The 19,289-nt window shown below is 64.6% G+C and carries 17 protein-coding genes and 1 tRNA gene; 6 read left to right on the top strand and 12 right to left on the bottom strand.

Annotated features, from left to right (window positions below; genetic code table 11):
* Nucleotides 1-2 precede the first annotated feature (2 nt).
* The 5 genes from ihfA to FIU91_RS09545 all read right to left on the bottom strand — a co-directional run bounded on the left by ihfA (nt 3) and on the right by FIU91_RS09545 (nt 3,432).
* Nucleotides 3-305: an integration host factor subunit alpha gene (ihfA, locus tag FIU91_RS09565; protein ID WP_093013051.1), complete on the bottom strand. Its 303-nt coding sequence runs from the start codon at nt 303-305 to the stop codon at nt 3-5.
* Between the two features lie 91 nt (nt 306-396).
* Entirely contained in the window at nt 397-1,368 is a 972-nt protein-coding gene (locus FIU91_RS09560) for a beta-ketoacyl-ACP synthase III (protein WP_152462279.1), read from the bottom strand.
* Complete coding sequence (gene plsX / locus FIU91_RS09555) at nt 1,365-2,471, bottom strand: phosphate acyltransferase PlsX (protein WP_152462278.1); 1,107 nt, start codon at nt 2,469-2,471, stop codon at nt 1,365-1,367. Before plsX ends, FIU91_RS09560 begins: the two co-directional genes overlap by 4 nt.
* A gap of 31 nt (nt 2,472-2,502) precedes the next feature.
* Nucleotides 2,503-2,709, bottom strand: a complete 207-nt coding sequence (gene rpmF, locus FIU91_RS09550) for a 50S ribosomal protein L32 (protein WP_093013042.1) — start codon at nt 2,707-2,709, stop codon at nt 2,503-2,505.
* 159 nt (nt 2,710-2,868) lie between these two features.
* Nucleotides 2,869-3,432 carry a DUF177 domain-containing protein gene (locus FIU91_RS09545; protein ID WP_152462277.1) on the bottom strand — a complete coding sequence of 188 codons (564 nt, stop codon included), beginning with the start codon at nt 3,430-3,432 and terminating at the stop codon, nt 2,869-2,871.
* A 111-nt stretch (nt 3,433-3,543) separates the two neighbouring features.
* Between FIU91_RS09545 and FIU91_RS09540 the strand changes: the two genes are divergently transcribed.
* The 3 genes from FIU91_RS09540 to FIU91_RS09530 are packed head-to-tail and all read left to right on the top strand — an operon-like array spanning nt 3,544 to nt 6,674.
* Nucleotides 3,544-4,011: an outer membrane protein assembly factor BamE gene (locus tag FIU91_RS09540; RefSeq protein ID WP_093013036.1), complete on the top strand. Its 468-nt coding sequence runs from the start codon at nt 3,544-3,546 to the stop codon at nt 4,009-4,011.
* Nucleotides 4,012-4,015: 4 nt separating this feature from the next.
* Nucleotides 4,016-4,816 carry a GNAT family N-acetyltransferase gene (locus FIU91_RS09535; protein ID WP_152462276.1) on the top strand — a complete coding sequence of 267 codons (801 nt, stop codon included), beginning with the start codon at nt 4,016-4,018 and terminating at the stop codon, nt 4,814-4,816.
* Between the two features lie 49 nt (nt 4,817-4,865).
* Nucleotides 4,866-6,674: an ABC-F family ATP-binding cassette domain-containing protein gene (locus FIU91_RS09530; RefSeq protein ID WP_152462275.1), complete on the top strand. Its 1,809-nt coding sequence runs from the start codon at nt 4,866-4,868 to the stop codon at nt 6,672-6,674.
* On the opposite strand, the gene FIU91_RS09525 is transcribed toward FIU91_RS09530, so the two are convergent.
* A complete protein-coding gene (locus tag FIU91_RS09525; RefSeq protein ID WP_152462274.1) occupies nt 6,671-7,753 on the bottom strand; it encodes an AbrB family transcriptional regulator in 1,083 nt (360 codons plus the stop codon). The genes FIU91_RS09530 and FIU91_RS09525 overlap by 4 nt on opposite strands.
* Before the next feature lie 84 nt (nt 7,754-7,837).
* Between FIU91_RS09525 and FIU91_RS09520 the strand changes: the two genes are divergently transcribed.
* Nucleotides 7,838-8,938, top strand: coding sequence for an acetoin utilization protein AcuC (locus FIU91_RS09520; RefSeq protein WP_152462273.1), 1,101 nt, complete (start codon nt 7,838-7,840; stop codon nt 8,936-8,938).
* 10 nt (nt 8,939-8,948) lie between these two features.
* On the opposite strand, the gene FIU91_RS09515 is transcribed toward FIU91_RS09520, so the two are convergent.
* Nucleotides 8,949-9,022, bottom strand: a tRNA-Gly gene (locus FIU91_RS09515).
* A 173-nt stretch (nt 9,023-9,195) separates the two neighbouring features.
* Here FIU91_RS09515 and FIU91_RS19410 point away from each other — a divergent pair.
* Both FIU91_RS19410 and FIU91_RS09510 read left to right on the top strand, forming a co-directional pair.
* Nucleotides 9,196-9,360: a hypothetical protein gene (locus FIU91_RS19410; protein ID WP_172974979.1), complete on the top strand. Its 165-nt coding sequence runs from the start codon at nt 9,196-9,198 to the stop codon at nt 9,358-9,360.
* A gap of 114 nt (nt 9,361-9,474) precedes the next feature.
* Entirely contained in the window at nt 9,475-10,314 is an 840-nt protein-coding gene (locus tag FIU91_RS09510) for an SMP-30/gluconolactonase/LRE family protein (protein WP_152462272.1), read from the top strand.
* 81 nt (nt 10,315-10,395) lie between these two features.
* On the opposite strand, the gene gghA is transcribed toward FIU91_RS09510, so the two are convergent.
* The 5 genes from gghA to glgC all read right to left on the bottom strand — a co-directional run bounded on the left by gghA (nt 10,396) and on the right by glgC (nt 19,221).
* Entirely contained in the window at nt 10,396-12,765 is a 2,370-nt protein-coding gene (gene gghA / locus FIU91_RS09505; RefSeq protein ID WP_152462271.1) for a glucosylglycerol hydrolase, read from the bottom strand.
* Nucleotides 12,766-12,784: 19 nt separating this feature from the next.
* On the bottom strand, nt 12,785-14,416 hold the full coding sequence (locus FIU91_RS09500; RefSeq protein ID WP_152462270.1) for an alpha-D-glucose phosphate-specific phosphoglucomutase: 1,632 nt from the start codon (nt 14,414-14,416) through the stop codon (nt 12,785-12,787).
* A gap of 91 nt (nt 14,417-14,507) precedes the next feature.
* Complete coding sequence (glgX, locus tag FIU91_RS09495) at nt 14,508-16,592, bottom strand: glycogen debranching protein GlgX (protein WP_152462269.1); 2,085 nt, start codon at nt 16,590-16,592, stop codon at nt 14,508-14,510.
* Nucleotides 16,589-17,995: a glycogen synthase GlgA gene (gene glgA, locus FIU91_RS09490; RefSeq protein ID WP_152462268.1), complete on the bottom strand. Its 1,407-nt coding sequence runs from the start codon at nt 17,993-17,995 to the stop codon at nt 16,589-16,591. Before glgA ends, glgX begins: the two co-directional genes overlap by 4 nt.
* Entirely contained in the window at nt 17,992-19,221 is a 1,230-nt protein-coding gene (gene glgC / locus FIU91_RS09485) for a glucose-1-phosphate adenylyltransferase (RefSeq protein WP_254702108.1), read from the bottom strand. The genes glgA and glgC overlap by 4 nt, the downstream gene beginning before the upstream one ends.
* Between the last annotated feature and the right edge of the window lie 68 nt (nt 19,222-19,289).

Genomic DNA, 19,289 nt, shown 5'->3' with positions numbered 1-19,289 from the left:
CGTCAGCCCTTGTTGCCCGCGGCGACCCGCTCTTTCATCAGGTGCGAGGGGCGGAAGGTAAGAACCCGGCGGGGCTGGATCGGCACTTCCTCGCCGGTCTTGGGGTTCCGGCCGACCCGGGCCGCCTTGTCCCGCACGGAGAAGGTTCCGAAGGACGAGATCTTCACCTGCTCGCCGGCGACGAGGGAATCGGACATGTATTGCAGCACCGCTTCGACCAGATCGGCGCTTTCGTTGCGCGACAGGCCCACCTCGCGAAACACCGCTTCGCTCAGATCCATGCGGGTCAGAGTTTTCTCGCCCATGCGCATTCCCCAGGTTAACATTTTCGCGGAGTTTAGGCGCGCCTCAATTTCCGAGTCAATATCAAGGGGTTGGGCGCGGGATTTCAAGCGGCTACCAGCGCAGAACAACGGAGCCCCACGCGAGGCCGCCGCCGATGGCTTCGGTGACGATCAGATCGCCGGCTTTGAGCTGCCCACGCGCCTTGCCAACCGAAAGCGCCAGCGGGATCGAGGCGGCAGAGGTATTGCCGTGATCCTGCACGGTGACGATGACGTTTTCCATCGGCAGTCCGAGCTTTTTCGCCGTGCCGGTGATGATGCGGATATTGGCCTGGTGCGGCACGACCCAATCGACATCCGAACCCGTCAGCCCGACCTTGGCGAGCGAGGTCGTCGCGGTCTGGGCGAGCTTCTCGACAGCGTGGCGGAAGACTTCCTTGCCCTCCATCCGCAAATGGCCGGTCGTGTTGGTCGAGACGCCGCCATCGACGTACAGGATATCCTTGAAGCGGCCGTCCGAATTGAGATCGGTCGCGAGGATGCCGCGATCCTGGACGTTGCCCGTTCCTGTCTTGGCCTCGAGGATCACAGCTCCCGCGCCATCGCCAAAGAGAACGCAAGTAGAGCGATCGGACCAGTCGAGGATCTTCGAGAACGTCTCTGCGCCGATCACCATCACCCGCTCGGCCTGGCCCGAAAGGATAAGCGCATTGGCATTGGCGAGCGCATAGATGAAGCCCGCACAGACGGCCTGGACATCGAAGGCGAAGCCCCGCGTCATGCCAAGCGCCGATTGCACCATAGTGGCGGAAGAGGGGAAGGTGAGGTCTGGCGTCGAGGTCGCGACGATCAACGCATCGAGATCTTCCGGTACGAGGCCCGCATCGCTCAGCGCCGCGCGCGCTGCGTGTTCGGACATCATCGAGGTCGTCTCGCCCGCGGCTGCGAAGTGCCGCCGCTCGATGCCGGAGCGCGAGCGGATCCATTCGTCAGACGTCTCGAGAGTTTTCTCGAACTCGGAATTTTCAACAACACGTTCAGGGAGATAGTGGCCGCATCCGGCCACCACGGCGCGCAGCGTCATGTATGGGTCCCGTCCTCATCGGCAGATTGCACGGCATCCTCTGCGAGCTCCGCCGCGGATGCAACCCGCGCTTTCAAACGATCCGTGAAGCCCGATTCGGCCAGTCGGAATGCCAGTTTCACCGCCGCCGAGATGCCGGTCGCGTCAGCCGCGCCGTGAGATTTGACCACCGTGCCGTTGAGGCCGAGGAATACGCCGCCATTGACGCGGCGCGGGTCGATCCGCTTGGACAGGCGCTTGAGCGATGTAAAGGCCAGAAGCGAGGCGATGCGCGACAGGGGGGAATAGGCGAAGGCCTCGCGCAGCAGATCGCGAATGAGGCTCGCCGTGCCTTCGCCGGTCTTGAGCGCGACGTTGCCGGTGAAGCCGTCCGTCACGATCACGTCCGCGGCATTGCCCGGAATGTCGCCGCCTTCGACGAAACCCACGAAATCGAACTCGGCATCTTCGGCGGTCTGGCCGATGAGCTGATGCGCGTCGTGAAGCTCCGACCGGCCCTTGTGCTCTTCGGTGCCGACATTCAGAAGCCCGACGCGCGGCCGCTCGAGCGCGAGCCCGTTGCGCGCGTAGGACACGCCCATCAGCGCATATTGCAGAAGATCCTTGGCGTCCGCGCGGATATCCGCGCCCACGTCCAGCATGACGTTGAAGCCTTGCGGCGAGCGTGAGGGCCAGAGGATCGCGATGGCCGGACGGCTGACGCCGGGAAGTTTGCGCAGCCGCACCATCGACAGCGCCATCAGCGCGCCTGTGTTGCCGCAGGACACCGCAACCGTCGCTTCGCCGTCACGCACCGATTCCAGCGCTGACCACATCGACGTGCCCTTGCCGTGCCGCATGACCTGGCTCGGTTTGTCGTCCATCGAGACGACCCCATCCGCATGGCGGATCTCGCAGCGCCCGGCGAGGGGCTTCGATTTCGCGACAAGCTTGTCGAGCACAGCGGAATCGCCATGCAGGATAAAGCGGACCTCGGGGTTCTTCTCGGCAGACGCAGCGATACCGGCGACAACTGCCGCCGGTCCCTGATCTCCGCCCATCGCGTCGATGGAAAGCACCACCCCGGAAGTGCCCGTCATCCGCTGATCCTGCTGGGAGGTCATGGAGTGGGGCCTTTCGCCGGTTCAGATGCGCTCAGGCTGCGTCTTCGTCCAGATCGATCTCGTCAGCGACGGAGACGACTTCACGCTCTGCGTAGTGGCCGCAGGCGGGGCAGACGTGATGCGGGCGCTTGAGCTCACCGCAATTGTCGCATTCGTTCGGATTTGCCGGGTTCAGGGAATCGTGAGCGCGGCGTTTGTTGCGGCGCGACTTGGAAACCTTGTTCTGTTGGACGGCCATGTCTCAACCTCAATATTGTATGCGGGCAGATCTGTGCCCGGCGTGGTGTCGGGAATTCTGGCGGGCTGATAGTCCCTATCACCGCCCGCTGGCAACCCGGAATTCGCAAGAAGGCGCGAACATAGTCAGGAACACTGCGAACGCAAGGGAAATCTGGGCCTAATCCGCGTCGCCTTCGGAGAGTTTCCGCTTGAGATCGGCCAGACCGGCAAAGGGTTTGGTATCTTCCTCGCGGATCGGCTCAGCGCCATCGGGCCGCGCCTCGGCGCTCGCCTCGGGGGCATCCTCGATGCGCGGATAATCCGGTGCGGCGAGCGAGAGTGCCTCGATCATCACGCTGGCGGGGTCGATCACCTCTCCGAGCGGCTCGACGGTCTCGTCCTCGGGCATCTCGACTTCCGTACCGGGATCGGGCGTGTCCATCATCGTCTCGGGCCGAAAGGTCCGCTCCACATGCGTGTCGATCCGGGTCGTAACGGGAGCGAGCGTGACGACACAGGATTGCTGCACCGTCGCGCCAAGCTGACCCTCGAGCCGCCAGCCATGCTTCCCGAGCGGCTTGATCTCTCCGGTGAAGACGAGCTTCCGTAGGGCGAGAAAGCCAAGCGTCTCGGCAATGCCGGCCCGTTCCTCGGCACCCGGAGAGAGTGCGAAGGAGGTCGGCGCGCGGGTGGCGAGCGCTGCGACCCGGAATGGGCCCGGCGCGGCTTCGGGATCTGGCATGGCGTGCAAGCTCCTGATCGGATTCGTGTTGGGTTGCACCGGCTTGATTGCCGGAGCGACCTTATGTAAGCGGGATAGAAGGCGCAAAGGGGCCAAGGCAAGAGGGACGCAATGACGGGTAGCCAATCGCGGGCACGGCGCACCGCCTTCCTTTTGTGCGCAGGAGCGGCAACGTGGCTTGCGGCCTGCACCGCCGATTTCCGCAATCATGGCTATGTTCCGCCAGAAGAGGATCTTCAGGCTATCGTGCCCGGGATCGACACGCGCGCGACGGTCGAAGAGACGGTGGGCGTGCCGACTGCATCAGGCGTTCTGTCGGACAGTGCCTATTACTGGGTCGGCTCGACCATGCGCCACTTCGCCTGGCAAAAGCCCGAAGTCGTCGAGCGCGAGGTCGTCGCGATCTCCTTCACGCAGGATGGCGTCGTCTCCAACATCGAACGCTACGGCCTCGAAGCCGGCCGCGTCGTGCCGATCTCGCGGCGCGTCACCGATACGGCCGGCGGGGATATCGGCTTCATCCGCAAGCTCTTCGGCAATATCGGCTCGCTCAACCCGGCAGGGCTTATCGGAGAATAAGGCCATGTCCCGCTCGCCCGATCTCGTCGAAGGCAAGGTCGGAGCGGACGATCGGCCCATCTCTACGGCTGGAATACACCTCGAGAAGGGCCGCTACCGTGCGCGTCAGGCGGTCACCCCGGCGGATGTCGAGGCGGCGCAGCGCATGCGCCATCGCGCGTTCAAGGGCGGGACCGAAGGCATCGACGCCGATGCCTATGACGCGCGGTGCCTGCACATCCTGATCGAGACCCGAGAGACCGGCGCACTTGTCGCCTGCTTCCGGCTTCTGCCGCTGGCTCGCGGCGATCAGATCGACCGGTCCTATTCGGCGCAATTCTACGAATTGTCGGCGCTGGCAGATTTCAATGGCCCGCTCGTCGAGATGGGCCGGTTCTGCATCGCGCCCGAGGCGCGCGACCCGGACATCCAGCGCGTCGCGTGGGGGGCGCTGACGGCTTATGTGGACGAGGCGGGAATCGAGCTTCTGTTCGGCTGTGCTTCATTCGCCGGCACCGACGAGACCGCCTACCTCGACGCATTCGCGGCGCTCAAGGCACGGCATCTCGCACCGCCTCGATGGCTTCCGCGGATCAAGGCCCCGAAAATCTTTCCCTTCGCCCGCAAGCTGGCCCGCGTGCCCGACATGCGCGAGGCGATGCGCCGGATGCCGCCCCTGCTGAAAACGTATCTGGCGATGGGCGGATGGGTCAGCGACCATGCGGTGATCGACGAGGAGATGAACACGCTGCACGTCTTCACCGGCGTCGAGATCGGGCGCATCCCGCCTGCGCGCAAGCGGGCGCTGAGGGCCGCGGCAGGCTGACGTCTTCGCCCTTGCGGGGCCGCGCCGCGGCTGCCATATCGCGCCCATCATGGCACAGGCACCGCTTCTTCAGCTCTCGGGCATCTCGCTCACCTTCGGAGGTGAGCCCGTCTTCTCGGATCTCGGTCTCGTCGTGCAGCCGGGCGACCGCGTTGCGCTCGTGGGGCGGAACGGGTCCGGCAAATCGACGCTGATGAAAGTGATGGCCGGTCTCGTGGAGGCCGACGACGGCACGCGCGTCGTCCCGCCCGGCATCTCCGTCGGCTACATGGAGCAGGAACCTGATCTGACCGGCTTCGCGACGCTTGGCGATTTTGCGGTCTCCGAACTGGACGCCTCCGAGATGTACCGCGTCGAGGCCGCGTCGGAAGGGCTGAAATTCGACCCCGCGCGCCCGGTAGAGACGGCGTCGGGCGGCGAGCGCCGCCGCGCCGCGCTCGCCAAGCTCATGGCCGAGGATCCCGAGCTGCTGCTGCTCGACGAGCCCACGAACCACCTCGATATCGAGGCGATCGGCTGGCTCGAACGCGAGCTGAAATCGACGCGCAAGGCCTTCGTTCTCATCTCGCACGACCGACGTTTCCTGTCCGAGCTGACGCGCGCGACGCTCTGGATCGACCGGGGCGCGGTGCGGCGGGCCGAGCAGGGCTTCGAGCATTTCGAGGCCTGGCGCGACAAGGTTTGGGAAGAAGAAGACCAGCAGCGCCACAAGATGGACCGCAAGATCAAGGCCGAAGCCCGTTGGGCCGTCGAAGGAATCTCCGCCCGGCGCAAGCGCAATCAGGGCAGGGTCCGCGCGCTGCAGGATCTGCGCGCCGAACGTGCGGCGATGATCCGGCGGCAGGGCACGGCGGCGATGGATCTCGCCTCGGGGCCGAGCTCCGGCAAGAAGGTGATCGAGGCCGAGGGTATCGCCAAGTCCTTCGAAGACAAGACGATCCTCAAGGACTTCTCGATCCGCATCCAGCGCGGCGACCGGGTAGCCTTCGTCGGCCCCAACGGCGTCGGGAAGACGACCCTCATAAAGATGCTGACCGGGGAAGAGACGCCAGATGCCGGCGAGGTGAAACTCGGCACCAACCTCGTGCCGGCGATCTTCGATCAGTCGCGGTCGCGGCTCGATGGGGAGATGAGCCTTTGGGAGAACCTTACCGGCGATCCCGAAATGCGCGTCTCCGGCAAAGCCGATCAGATCCTCGTGCGCGGCGAGCCGAAACACGTCGTCGGCTACCTCAAGGAGTTCCTTTTCGATGAGCGGCGCGTGCGCGCGCCCGTGCGCTCTCTGTCGGGCGGCGAAAAGGCCCGGCTGCTCCTCGCCAAGATCATGGCGCGGGAATCGAACCTGCTGGTGCTCGACGAGCCGACGAACGATCTCGACATCGAGACGCTGGACCTCTTGCAGGATCTCTTGGGCGATTACGACGGCACGGTCCTTCTGGTCAGCCACGACCGCGATTTTCTTGATCGCGTCGCGACGACCACCGTCGCGATGGAAGGGGACGGGCGCGCCACGGTCTATGCGGGCGGCTGGTCGGATTACCGCAGCCAGCGCGGCGAGACCACAGCCGCGCCGGAGGCCCCGAAAGCGCAGCCTGCGAAGAAGGCAGAGCCGAAGCCGAAACCCGGCAAGTCAGGACTGAGTTTCTCCGAGAAGCACCGGCTCGAGGAATTGCCGGGCGTCATTGAACGGCTCGAAGCGGAGATCGGCAAGCTTAACCAGCTCCTGACCGATCCCGGCCTTTACGAGCGAGAGCCCGTCAAGTTCCGCAAGGCCACCGAAGCGCTGTCCGAACGGCAGGACAAGCTGTCAGCGGCGGAGGAGGAATGGCTCGTGCTTGAGGAAAAGGCTGGCGGCTAGCCGCGCGGACCCGCAAGCCCGAACCAGCGGGCAGTCAGCGCGAGCGTTCCGACCGTCATGAGAATTCGCAAAACGTGAAAGAGGCTGACGAGCGCGGGGTTTACCGCGAGCGACAGCGCGATCAGCGACATCTCCGTCACGCCGCCCGGCGCGAAGCTGAGAAGAAGCTGCATCAATTCCATGCCTGTCAGCCGCGCCAAGGCAAGCGACAAGAGCGCGCCGATGATCAACATGAAGGCCACGGACAGGGCCGACAACACGACGCCGCGCCGGATATGCGATGCGGTGATCCCGAGAAACCTCAGTCCAAGGCTCGTGCCCACGACGACCTGCGCCACGGCGATGGGCCAGAACGGCAGGTGCAACTCGATAACCCCGGCCAGACTGAAACCGGCGGTGATGAGCAAGGGCCCGATGATATGGCCCGCAGGCATGTGAATGACGCGCGCCATTGCGAGTCCTGCCGCCGCCGCAATTGCCATCAGCACGAAATCCTTCGTCTCAGGCGGAATGCCGCCATTGGGCGCGACACCTGCCGCGCTGCCGACCGGCGCGCCAATCCAGATCGACAGGGCGGTCGGCACCAGGGTCACCACGAAGATGATCCGCAGGAATTGCTGAAGCGTGAGGATGCGGACATCGGCGCCTGCCTCCTCGCCAAGCGCGATGGATTCGAGCAGCCCGCCTGGCGTGCCCGAGAAAAACGCCGTCGCCCGGTCATAGCCGCCGAGCTTGTGGAATATCAGCGTGTTGCCGCCATGCGCGACGAGAATGAAAACGAGGATACCGGCGAGGGCCACCGGCAGCGCGGCAAGATCGCGCAGAAGCTCGGGGCTGGCCTGCGTGCCGATCATCACGCCGATGAGCGCGATGAAGGTGATCCTGAGAGGATTGGGAAAGTGGTAGCCCTGAAGCGGTCCGTCCTGGAAGGCGATGACCGCCAGTGCCGAGGCCCCGAGCGCGCCCAGCATCCAGGGCATCGGCAGATGCGCCCAGGCCGCCATCGCGCCACCAAGCGCACCGAACGCGATGAGCGCGGCGGTCAGAAGCAGGGTGCGAGTGTCCGGGAAGGCGGGCATGAGCGGGGCTTAGGCGCAATTTGCGAGGCCTGCAATCCATCCCGCCCTTGGCGCTTTGCAAAGCCGGCTTAACTGCAGGGCGGCATGGGGAAGACGTATTTCATAGGATCGAACATCTATCGTGGCTCGCGCTACGGGCGGCTGCATCCTTTGTCGATCGAGCGGGTACCGGCAGTGATCGATCTCGGACGCGCCCTCGGCTGGTTGCCGGAGAGCCAGTACCGCACGAGCCCGCGCGCCAAGCCCGCCGCGCTGACGGCGTTTCACACGCCCGACTACGTCGATGCGCTGATGCGTGCGGAGGCGCGGCAGTCGGTGCCGCCAGAGGAGCGGCAAACTTACGGTCTCGGCACCCTGTCGAACCCGGTCTTTCATGAGATGTATCGCCGCCCGGCAACGGCCGCGGGCGGCGGGCTCCTGGCTGCCGAACTCGTGGCGCAGGGCGGTGTCGTGCATAATCCGGGCGGCGGCACGCATCACGGATTTCCGGGCCGCGCTGCGGGCTTTTGCTATCTCAACGAGCCGGTCCTGACGATCCGGCGGCTCCTCGCGATGGGTCTGACACGCATTCTTTACGTCGATATCGACGCGCATCACGGCGATGGCGTGGAGGCGGCGTTCGCGGGCTCGGAGATGGTTCGTATGATCTCGCTCCACGAAGAGAACCGCTGGCCGTTTACCGGCAAACTCGAAGAGGACGGGCAGGGGGCGGCGCTCAACCTGCCGCTGCCGCGCGGGGCGCATGACGGCGATTTCGAGCACGCGCTCGAAGAGCTGATCCTGCCTCTCGCGGACGCCTTCCGGCCCGAGGCGATCTTCCTGCAATGCGGCGCGGATGCGGTGCTCGAAGATCCTCTCTCGCGCCTTGCGATGTCGAACAACGCGCATTTCCGTGCTGCCGCCGCGCTGCGTCCGCTCAGCCCGCGCCTCATCGTCTCGGGCGGCGGCGGCTACAATCCCTGGACGGTCGCGCGGCTCTGGACGGGAATCTGGGCAACGCTGTCGGGCCGCGAGATCCCCGATCACCTGCCTGCCGAGGCGCGCGCGGTGCTTGAAGGGCTGTCATGGTCGCGCACGGGCAAGCCGAGCGAGGCGCTGCTGTCGACCATGCGGGACGTGCCACGCTATGGTCCCGCAAGCCAAGAGGTGCGCGAGCGCGTTGCGGCATTGCGACGTCGGATCTGAAGGGGAGGCTTGGAGCGGGTGAAGGGAATCGAACCCTCGTCGTCAGCTTGGGAAGCTGCTGCTCTACCATTGAGCTACACCCGCAACGCGAACGCCATCTAGCACCGCGTCCCGGATAGGATCAAGCGCGATCGCACGGCAGATGTGCGCCGATGTTGCAGCCAGACGAGACAACGTGACTTGCGTGAAACAGGATTGCGCGGCATCCTTTGAACTGTTCGGTTTAGTTTCGCGCGATACCTGAAAGGAGATGCGCCATGTCGATCAAGGCTACTCGCAAATCTCTCGCCTTTCCGCGGCGTGATTTCACACTCTGCAAGGCAACGCTCCTTGCCGCGCTGATCGGCCTTGGCTTCATGGCGGGCCATATAGAAGCGGCTGCCGATGGTGACGTGGCACGTATCGAGACGGCGCTCACCTGAGGCGCCTGATCGGGCCGCGCTCGACCTGCCAATCATGACCTGACGCGCACCAGGGGTGGCATCGCCCCGCGCTTTCCCCCAAGCTGCGCTCCGAGGCTAGGAGAGGAGCGCATCATGATCTTCAGCGATACCGTCTGCCAATTGGGCGAGGGGGCGCTCTGGCACCCGGAGGAGGGCGCGCTTTACTGGTTCGACATCCTCGGCAAGCGACTCTTTCGCCATGACGGGAGTCGTCAGCGCGACTGGAGGTTCGACGAGATGGTCTCGGCGGCGGGCTGGATCGACCGGGGGCGACTGCTCATCGCCTCTGAGACGAGGCTCTTCGTTTTCGATACGGCGCGCGAGGAAGAAGAGGATGTCATTGCGCTTGAGTCGGATCGCGATGCGTTCCGGTCCAATGACGGGCGCGCCGATCCTTGGGGCGGGTTCTGGTGTTCGACCATGCGCAAGAACGAGGACGGCGCGGGCGGCGCGATCTATCGTTTCTACAAGGGCGAATTGCGCGCGCTCTACGAAGATCTGTCGATCCCGAACTCGATCTCCTTCGCGCCGGGCGGGGCCTACGCCTATTTCGCGGACACCCCGACACGGAAGATTATGCGTGTAACACTCGACGAAGACGGCTGGCCGGCGGACGAGCCGGATGTCTTCGTCGACCTGAGCCAGGAGAGCCTCAACCCCGACGGGTCCGTCGTGGACCGGCAAGGTAATCTCTGGAACGCGCAATGGGGGGCAGGCCGCGTCGCCTGCTACAATCCCGACGGGCAATTCATGACGGCGATCGGCCTCGCGGCGGGACAAGTTTCGTGCCCCGCGTTCGGCGGACCCGATTTCGCGACGCTCTATGTCACCTCGGCTGCGAAGAACGCGCCGGAGGACGACCAGCTCGCGGGTGTCACCTTCGCGGTGCCGACCGGCTTCAAAGGCCAGGAGGCCCACCGGGTGGCGCTCTGAGGCCGCCCCGAGGGGCGGGCGAGAGGCGCTGCCTCTCGCGCTCTCCGGAGTATTTCCGGCCAGATCATGGGAAGAGCGCGCTCAGTCTTTACGCGTGAAGACGAGCGCCATCGAATCCTTCAAGATCAGCGGGCCCGAGATGTAATCCTTGCCGATCCCCGGAGAGGCAAGGGCAAGCTCCCAGCCGAACCCTTCTGTGCCGGGCACGCCAAGGCGCAGCGGATCGAGATCGCCGGTCTCCTTCCCTTCCATGTGGATCACCGAATAGACCTGCTCACCATCGGGGCCATGCCGGAGCGAGGTGAAAATCGTCCTCCCGTCGAGCGGCTCCAGATAGGAGAAGTGATCCTTCCGTCCGTAATTGTCACTGAGCCACGGCCGGGCGGCGCGGAACCGACGCAGATCATGCGTGAAATTGCATTGCACCGGATCGAGGCCGCCGAGCGAATGGGTGATGTTGCAGTATTCGTGCATGTCATCCATCCAGGCGCGCGCGATCTCCTTGAGGCTGTCCACGGTATACTGCGGCCCGGCGAGCTTGGGCTCGGTCGTGTTGAGAAGCCGGGCGATGTCCTCAAGGTCGTAATCGGTCACCTCGACCAGCGCGGGCAGGAAGGTCAGGAAGCGCGACAGGTCTTCGCGCGTCTCATAGCCAAGCGCTTTCAGACGGGTGAAGTTGCCGGGGATCGAGTAGGAATATTCATCGACCTGCCAGCGAAGCGAGATCGCCTCTTCGGCCACCACCTTGACGCCGTATTTGTCGTCCTGGTTGCGTACAAAGCCCCAAGAGGCCCGCGCCATCGCATTGAGGAAATCCATCGGCACGCCCGGCAGTGCGACATAGGTCAGTGTATGCGCCGCGGGGTTGTCATAGGCTTTGTCGAGGATCTCCATGCGCGTGTTGCCGAGGCGGGTGTTCACGTTGAGCTTCGGGCTCACCTGCGTGCCCCGGCGAAGCGTGTCGTGGTTCGAGCAGCCCGAGATCCAGTTCGAACCGACGTTCAGGCACTCCCGGATCCGCCAGTATTTCCCGAGCCAGAACGTGTAGAGGAACGGGGTATTGTGGGCGAAGGTCAGGGGGCCCCACTGGAAGACGTCGTCGTCGCGCTGGCTCTCGATCACCGAGCGGTAGGTCGAGGACAGCTCCCAGTCCTCTTCCGGCCAGGGCCGGCCATCCTCGAAGATGAACCACGGACGGTAGGACGTGCCCGCAACGTCCTGCACGATGTCGGCCATGCTTTGCAGGTACTCGTCGTCATGGCGCAGCACCTGCGCGGTCGCATCCCAGTATTTGAAGTCCTGCGCGCCATCGACGCGGACGCCATCGGCGCCGAAATTGACCTTGCGCCGCTGCATCTCCAGCAGGATCGCTCGCACGGCGGGGTTCTGGTAGTCGAGGTTCTGGCCGTACATGTTCGGCCCGGCGAAAAAATGTCCGCTGAGGACGCGCAGGCCCTGATTGTCCGAATGGCCGTAGACCACGTCGAAGACGAGCCGCTTCGGCCCGCCCGGGAAATTGTGCAAAACAGCGGCGAGATCGACAAGCTCATCGGGGCGTCCCGTCTCGAGCAGCACCGGGTTCACCGTCGCCATCCCCGCGATGACGTTGTCGTATCCCCAGTTGGTCGTGTTGGGCCGGAGGAGCGAGACTGTGACGCTCGTGTCATCGCCGTCGCTCTCCTCCCAGAAATCCGGGCCGGTCTCGTAGACGGTGGTCGGCTCCACGGGCAGGAGCTGCACGCCCTCATAGCCTGCAAAGAGCATATCGGAGGGCTCGAGCGGCAGGTCCGCTTCGATCCGTGCGGCCAGGCGTTCGAACTGGCGCGTGAGCGAGGCAAGCGTGCCGCCGCCTGTCGCGGTGGGCACATGGATCTGCAGGATGTTCGTCACCGGGCCGAATTTGTGCGGCGTCTCACCGGCGAGCGCCTGCCAATATTCGGCATCGCCCCGCGCGCCGAGCATCGCATCGACGTCGTAAAGCTCCGCCGGTGCCATCGCGCCAAAGGGCAAGGACATGGCGAGCGGGTCGAGGATGCGGTGCCAGCCATCCTCCGCGTCGCGCCAGCAGAGCGCGTAGAAATCGCCGATCGCGTCTCGGGTGCCGGCGCGCATGCCCCGGACCGCAACGAAGCAATGCACCTCGGTGCGGATCACTGGGATATAGATGCGCTCGAAGGTGACGTCCTGATGCGAGCGGGTGAGATCGAGCGGCTCGGTGGGGCGCAGCACTTCGAGGAAGATGTCGCCCGAGGGCACGCGCGCATCCTGCAGTTCGGGAACCCAGAAGCCGAACCGCGCGATGCGAGCCTCGTCCACATGCGCGCCGAGACTGCGGGCGACGATCTGTTCTCCGGCAAAGCGCGTCTCCGCCGTCATCAAGGCCTGATCCGCGGCAGCGGCCATCTCCTCTGACAGGGCTTCGTCGAATGTGATCTCGTCTGCAAGCGCCATGCGCGGCTCCTTTTGTCTGTCAGGTGGTCACGTCCGGGGCGTCGCGACCCGTGCGGTCCTTGATCCCGGCAACCGCCTCGGCGGCGGCGATGACCGGGGCGAGTGCCTCTTCGGGGGCGAGATCAAGCCGTTCGGGATCGGTCTCCGCCCGCTCGAGATAGACGCGCAAGGTCGCGCCCGAGGTGCCGGTGCCCGACAGGCGGAAGACGATGCGGCCCTGCTCGGCAAGCGTCAAACGAATGCCCTGACCCTCGGCAGTGCTTCCATCGACGGGGTCGTGATACGAAAACTCGTCGGCCTTCTCGATCATCAGGCCACCCGCATCGCTGTTCCGAAGCTCCGGCAGCTTGGCACGCAGATCGTTCATCAGCCCTTCGGCGGCGGCGCTATCCACGCCTTCATAGTCGTGTCGGGAATAGTAGTTGCGCCCGTATTCATACCAGTGATCGCGCATCGTCTCGGCCACCGATTTGCGCGTTGGGGCCAGGATGTTGAGCCAGAAGAGCACGGCCCAGAGCCCGTCCTTTTCGCGCACATGGTCCGAGCCCGTGCCGGCGCTTTCCTCGCCGCAGATCGTGACGCGACCATCGTCGAGGAGATTGCCGAAATATTTCCAGCCGGTCGGCGTCTCATAGCAGGTGAGATCGGTGCGGAGCGCCACCCGGTCGAGCGCGCGGGAGGTCGGCATGGAGCGGGCAACGCCCTTCAGTCCGTTCTTGTAGGCCGGGATGAGCGTGGCATTGGCTGCCAGAACTGCGACGCTGTCCGAAGGTGTGACGTAGCAATTCCGCCCGACGATCATGTTGCGGTCACCGTCACCATCGGAGGCCGCACCGAAATCCGGTGCATCGGGTCCGTGCATCTCGTCCATGAGGGCCTTGGCCCAGATCGGATTCGGATCGGGATGGCCGCCACCGAAATCGGGTTTCGGCTCTGCGTTGACGACGCTGCCGGCTGCCGCCCCGAGCGCATCTTCGAAGATCGCCTTTGCATAGGGGCCCGTCACAGCATGCATTGCGTCGAAGCGCATGGTGAAGCCGCTCTCGAAAAGCGCGCGGATCGCACCGAAATCGAAGATCCGTTCCATCATCGCGCGGTATTCTTCGACCGGATCGACCACCTCGACCACGGTCTCGTGCAGGCGCGTTTCACCCGGCGCGGAGAGGTCGATATCCTGGCTTTCGAGGATGAAGTAGCGAACGCAAGACTTTGTCGCCTCGAAAATTTTGGAAGTCACGCTTTCCGGGGCGGGGCCGCCGTTGGCAGTGTTGAACTTGACGCCGAAATCCTCTTCGGGGCCTCCGGGATTGTGGCTGGCCGACAGGATGATCCCGCCATCGGCCTGCCGCTGACGGATGAGATTGGAGGCCGCCGGGGTCGACAGAAGCGCGTCGCGCCCGACGATGACCTTCGCAGCGCCCGACGCGGCCGCCATCCGCAACACGACCTGCGCGGCGCGATCGTTGAAGTAGCGGCCATCTCCGCCGAGAACGAGCGTCTTGCCGTCGACGCCGCCGATCCCGTCCCAGATCGATTGGATGAAATTCTCGAGATAATGGCGCTCCATGAAGACGGGGGTCTTCTTGCGAAGGCCCGACGTGCCGGGCTTCTGTCCGTCGATGGGTCGCGTATCGACCGTCAGGATATCCATCTCGGCCTCCTTTATTGTTATGGCGTCCGCTGCCCCAAAGCATGTCGCGGTGGCACGGAATGGCAAGGGGCTGGACCGAAAAGGCCGGTCGTCAGAGCGATTCGAGGACGAATACCAATACTCCCGGCCCGCTCAAACGACAGGCGCCCTCCTGTGGCGCAGGTTCGGCCAAAGGCGCGCGCGTGTCGATATGGCGGACCCAGCGCCAGCCCTCTGGCGGGCCCGGCAGGGTGATCTCGGTCTCTTCTCCGGCGTGAAGGCAAAGATAGAGAGCTTCCTCCCGCTGGGCGTAGGGCGGCGTGCCCGAGGCCATACGCAATTCCGCCGACAATGTCTTGCGCTCGGGCGCCTCCCAATCCTCGGGGCTCATTTCTTCGCCATCCTCGCGCCACCAGAAAAGGTCCGGCAGACCGTCGGTCAGGCGTTCGCGCGAGTGCAAAAACCGCTTCTGACGCAAGATCGGGTGCGCCTTGCGAAAGGCGATCAGCTTTTTCGCGAAGGCGTGCAGGTCAGCATCCGCCGTGGCCCAGTTCAGCCAGCCGATCTCGTTGTCCTGCGCGTACGCGTTGTTGTTGCCGTCTTGCGAATTTCCGAACTCGTCGCCCGCCAGCAGCATCGGCGTGCCTTGGCTCAGAAAGAGCGTCGCCAGCATGTTGCGGCGGCGGAGCGCGCGGGCGGCATTGATTTCGGGATCGTCCGACGGACCCTCCGTGCCGAAATTGTCCGAGTAATTCTCCCCGTGACCATCGCGATTGTTCTCGCCATTGGCATGGTTGTGGCGCTTCACGTAAGAGGTAACATCGGCGAGCGTGTAGCCGTCATGGGCGGTCAACAGGTTGACGCTTGCGGTTGCGGGCCGGCCCGAATGATCGAACTCGTCTGCCGAGCCGAGTATACGGCCCGCGATATCCGCCGCCATGCCCGCATCCCCGCGCCAGAACCGCCGCACGCCATCGCGGTACCTGTCGTTCCATTCGGCGAAGGGCGGGGGAAACGCGCCGAGCTGGTAGCCGCCCGGGCCGATATCCCAAGGCTCCGCGATCAGTTTGACGGTCGAGAGAACCGGATCCTGGCGCACCGCATCGAAAAAGGCGGCATGAGGGTCGAATCCGGTCTCCGTCCGCCCGAGAGTCGCGCAGAGATCGAAGCGGAAGCCATCGACATGGAAGGTCTCGACCCAGTAGCGCAGGCTGTCCATCACCATCCTCATGACCATCGGATGCTCGATGTTCAGCGTATTCCCGGTGCCGGTATCGTTGATGTAGTAGCGTCGATCCTCGGCGAGCCGGTAATAGGCGGCATTGTCGAGGCCCCGGAACGCGAGGGTCGGGCCGGTGTGATCGCCTTCGCCCGAATGGTTGTAGACGACATCGAGGAAGACCTCGATTCCCGCCGCGTGAAGTCGCGCGACCGCGTGTTGCGCCTCCGCGATCCCGGTCTCGCCAAGGTAACGCGGATCCGGGGCGAAAAACCCGATACTCTGGTAGCCCCAGTAATTGGTAAGGCCCTTGTCGACGAGGAAACGGTCGTTGATGAACGCATGTACCGGCAACAGCTCGACCGCGGTGACGCCCAAATCCGTGAGGTGACCGATCATCGCATCCGAGGCGAGGGCGAGGAAGCCGCCCTTCAGCTCGGCGCCCTCAAGGGTCTGCGTCAAGCCTTTCAGGTGCGCCTCGTAGATGATCGTCTCTTCGAACGGGATCTCGGGAGATGCATCCTCGCCCCAGGCGAAACTCGGATCGGTCACGACGCATTTCGGCATGAAGGGCGCGCTGTCGCGGGTGTCGATTGAAAGATCTTCATCCGCGTGCCCGACCTCGAAACCATACACCGCGTCATCCCACTCGGGATGGCCGGTCAGGCGTTTGGCGTAAGGGTCAACAAGGAGCTTGTGGACGTTGAAGCGGTGGCCTTCTTCCGGAGCGTATGACCCGTCCGCGCGCAGCCCGTAAAGCTGGCCCGGCCGGATGCCCGGCAGGTATCCATGCCAGACATCGCCATCGCGCTCGGCCAGACGAATGCGGGCCGTCTCGGTTCTTCCGTCCTCGGAGAAGAGGCAGACATAGAGCGCGGTAGCGTTCTGGGAAAAGACGGCGAAATTGGTGCCGTCGCCGTCAAAGGTCGCCCCGAGGGGCGCGGCGCGGCCCGGAGCGGGCGGGAACGTGTCGGTCATGTTTCGGGTGTCAGGTCCTGGTAGAGCGCGGCATAGGCGCGGGCCGAGACATCCCAGCCCACATCCTGCGCCATCGCGTTCTTCATCATCTTCTGCCATTGCGCGGGCTCTGACCAGAGCGCATGAAGCCGCGCGAAGGTTCCCGCCAGGGCCGAAGCCGTCACCGGGTGGAATTGCAGCCCGGTCGCGACGCCCGATTGCAGCGCCATCGGGTTCGCGTCGATCACCGTATCATTGAGCCCGCCCGTCCGTGCGACTACCGGCAGGGTGCCGTGGGACAGCCCGTAAAGCTGGGTGAGACCGCAAGGTTCGAACCGCGAGGGCACGAGGATCGCGTCCGCTCCGACCATCATGCGGTGCGACAGCGCCTCGTCATAGCCAATCCGCACGGCGACGTTCCGGTGCTGCGCCGCTTGGCGAAACGCAGCTTCAAGCGCCGGATCGCCGGAGCCCAGAAGCGCGAGCTGCCCGCCGTGATCGATGAGCGCGGGCAGGGCATCGAGCAACACGTCCAACCCTTTCTGGTGGCTGAGCCGCGAGATCACGATGCACAAAGGCCCATCCGCCTCCGGCAGCTCAAACTCGCGCCGGAGCGCCGCGCGATGCTTGGCTTTGCCGCGCGGAGATTTGTATGGCGGGGTCCAGGCCGCGCGGTCGATCCCGTTGAGAATGCCCGAAAGATCGCTGCGCCGCGCGGTCAGAACGCCCTCCATGCCCATCCCGAACTGGGGTGTCAAAAGCTCTTCGGCATAGGTCGGGCTGACCGTGGTGATCCGGTCGGCCCAGACCAGTCCGGCCTTGAGCGCGCTGATCTGACCCCAGAACTCGTAGCCGTCCGAGGTGAACCCGGCTTCGGGCAAATCGAGGCGCGTGCGGCGGTCAGCCGGGATCATGCCTTGGAAAGCGATGTTGTGGATCGTCAGGACCGTCCCAGGGTGTCGCGTCGGCTTCCGCTCGGCGAGGTAAAGCGGCGCTAGGGCAGTCTGCCAGTCGTGGACATGCAGGATATCGGGGTGCCAGCCCTCGATGCCCTCGGCGGCGAGCCGCGCCGCAACCTGCGAAAGCGCGGCGAAGCGTTCGGGATTGTCGTCAAAATCCCGGCCCGACGCGTCGAGATAAGGTCCGCCCTCGCGGTCGAAGAGGTGCGGCGCATCGAGTGCGTAGAGCACAGCCTCCCCGAGCCGGGCCTCGAGCAGATGCGCCGATCCGCCCATCACCTCGCCGAGGTCGTGGACCTTGCCGCCCGTCAACGCCGCTTTCACCGGCCTGTAGGCAGGAATGAGGGTCCGCATCTCCACGCCTTCGGGTGCGAGCGCGGCAGGCAGGGCACCGGCCACATCCGCGAGCCCGCCCGTCTTGACGAGCGGCACGCATTCCGAGGCGGTGGAGAGAACCCGGATCATGCCTCGGCCGCCCTCCGGTCGAGCATCGCCTGGGTGATGAGCGTGACGCCGCCTTCGCTGACGCGGAACCACTTGGCATCCTCTTCGGGATCTTCGCCGACGACGAGGCCTTCGGGAATGTGCACGCCCCGATCGATCACCACCCGGCTCAGCCGGGCGTGGCGAGCGATATAGGCATAGGGCAGCACGACCGCGCGATCGAGACTCGAGAAGGAGTTCGTGTGCACCTGCGTGAAAAGGAGCGATTCCCGGATCTCCGTACCGGAAATGATGCACCCGCCCGAGACGAGGCTCGAGACCGCGCTGCCGCGGCGCTTTTCCTCGTCATGGATGAACTTCGCGGGCGGCACGCTTTCCGAATAGGTCCAGATCGGCCAGTCGGTATCCCAAAGATCGAGGTCGGGCGAGAAGTTGGTCAGGTCAAGGTTCGCTTTCCAGAACGCATCCACCGTGCCGACATCGCGCCAATAGGCGGGCTTGTCGGGGCCGGCGCGCACGCAGCTCTTCTCGAAGCGGTGCGCCTGCGCCTTGCCGTTCTTGACGATGTCCGGGATCAGATCGTTGCCGAAATCGTGGCTCGAATTGCTGTCTTCGGCATCGCGGGTCAAAAGATCGCGCAGGAAATCCCAGCGGAATACATAGATGCCCATCGAGGCCAGCGTGACATCGGGATTATCGGGCGTGCCCGGCGGATCCTTGGGCTTTTCGAGGAAGGAGGTGATGACGTCGTTCTCGTCGATCGCCATGACGCCAAAGGCTGACGCCTCCTCTCTCGGGACGGTCAAGCAGCCGATGGTGACATCCGCGCCCGCCTCGACGTGGTGACGGACCATCTTTTCGTAGTCCATCTTGTAGATGTGGTCGCCGGCGAGGATCACGACGTAGTCCACGTCGTAACTGTCCACGATGTCGATATTCTGCGTGACCGCGTCGGCCGTGCCGCGATACCACATCGCCTCGTCCATGCGCTGCGAGGCAGGCAGGATATCGAGGAACTCGTTGCGCTCGGCCCGAAAGAACGACCATCCGCGCTGACAATGCCGGATCAGCGAATGCGCTTTATATTGCGTGGCGATGGCCATCTTGCGGATGCCCGAATTCAGCGCGTTCGACAGCGCGAAATCTACGATCCGCGTCTTGCCTCCGAAATAGACAGCCGGTTTCACGCGGCGATCCGTCAGCTCTTTCAGGCGTGAGCCGCGTCCGCCTGCCAGCACGAAAGCCATTGTCCGGTTCATCAGCCGGCTATCGGAATTCGTCATGTCGTCCTCCCCTTGGGTCTTCGCGACCCTTG

It is taken from the genome of Roseivivax sp. THAF30 (assembly GCF_009363575.1).
Classification (GTDB): Bacteria; Pseudomonadota; Alphaproteobacteria; order Rhodobacterales; family Rhodobacteraceae; genus Roseivivax; species Roseivivax halotolerans.
The sequence above is the reverse complement of the archived record's forward strand: the minus strand, read 5'-3'. Positions and strand labels throughout refer to the sequence as shown.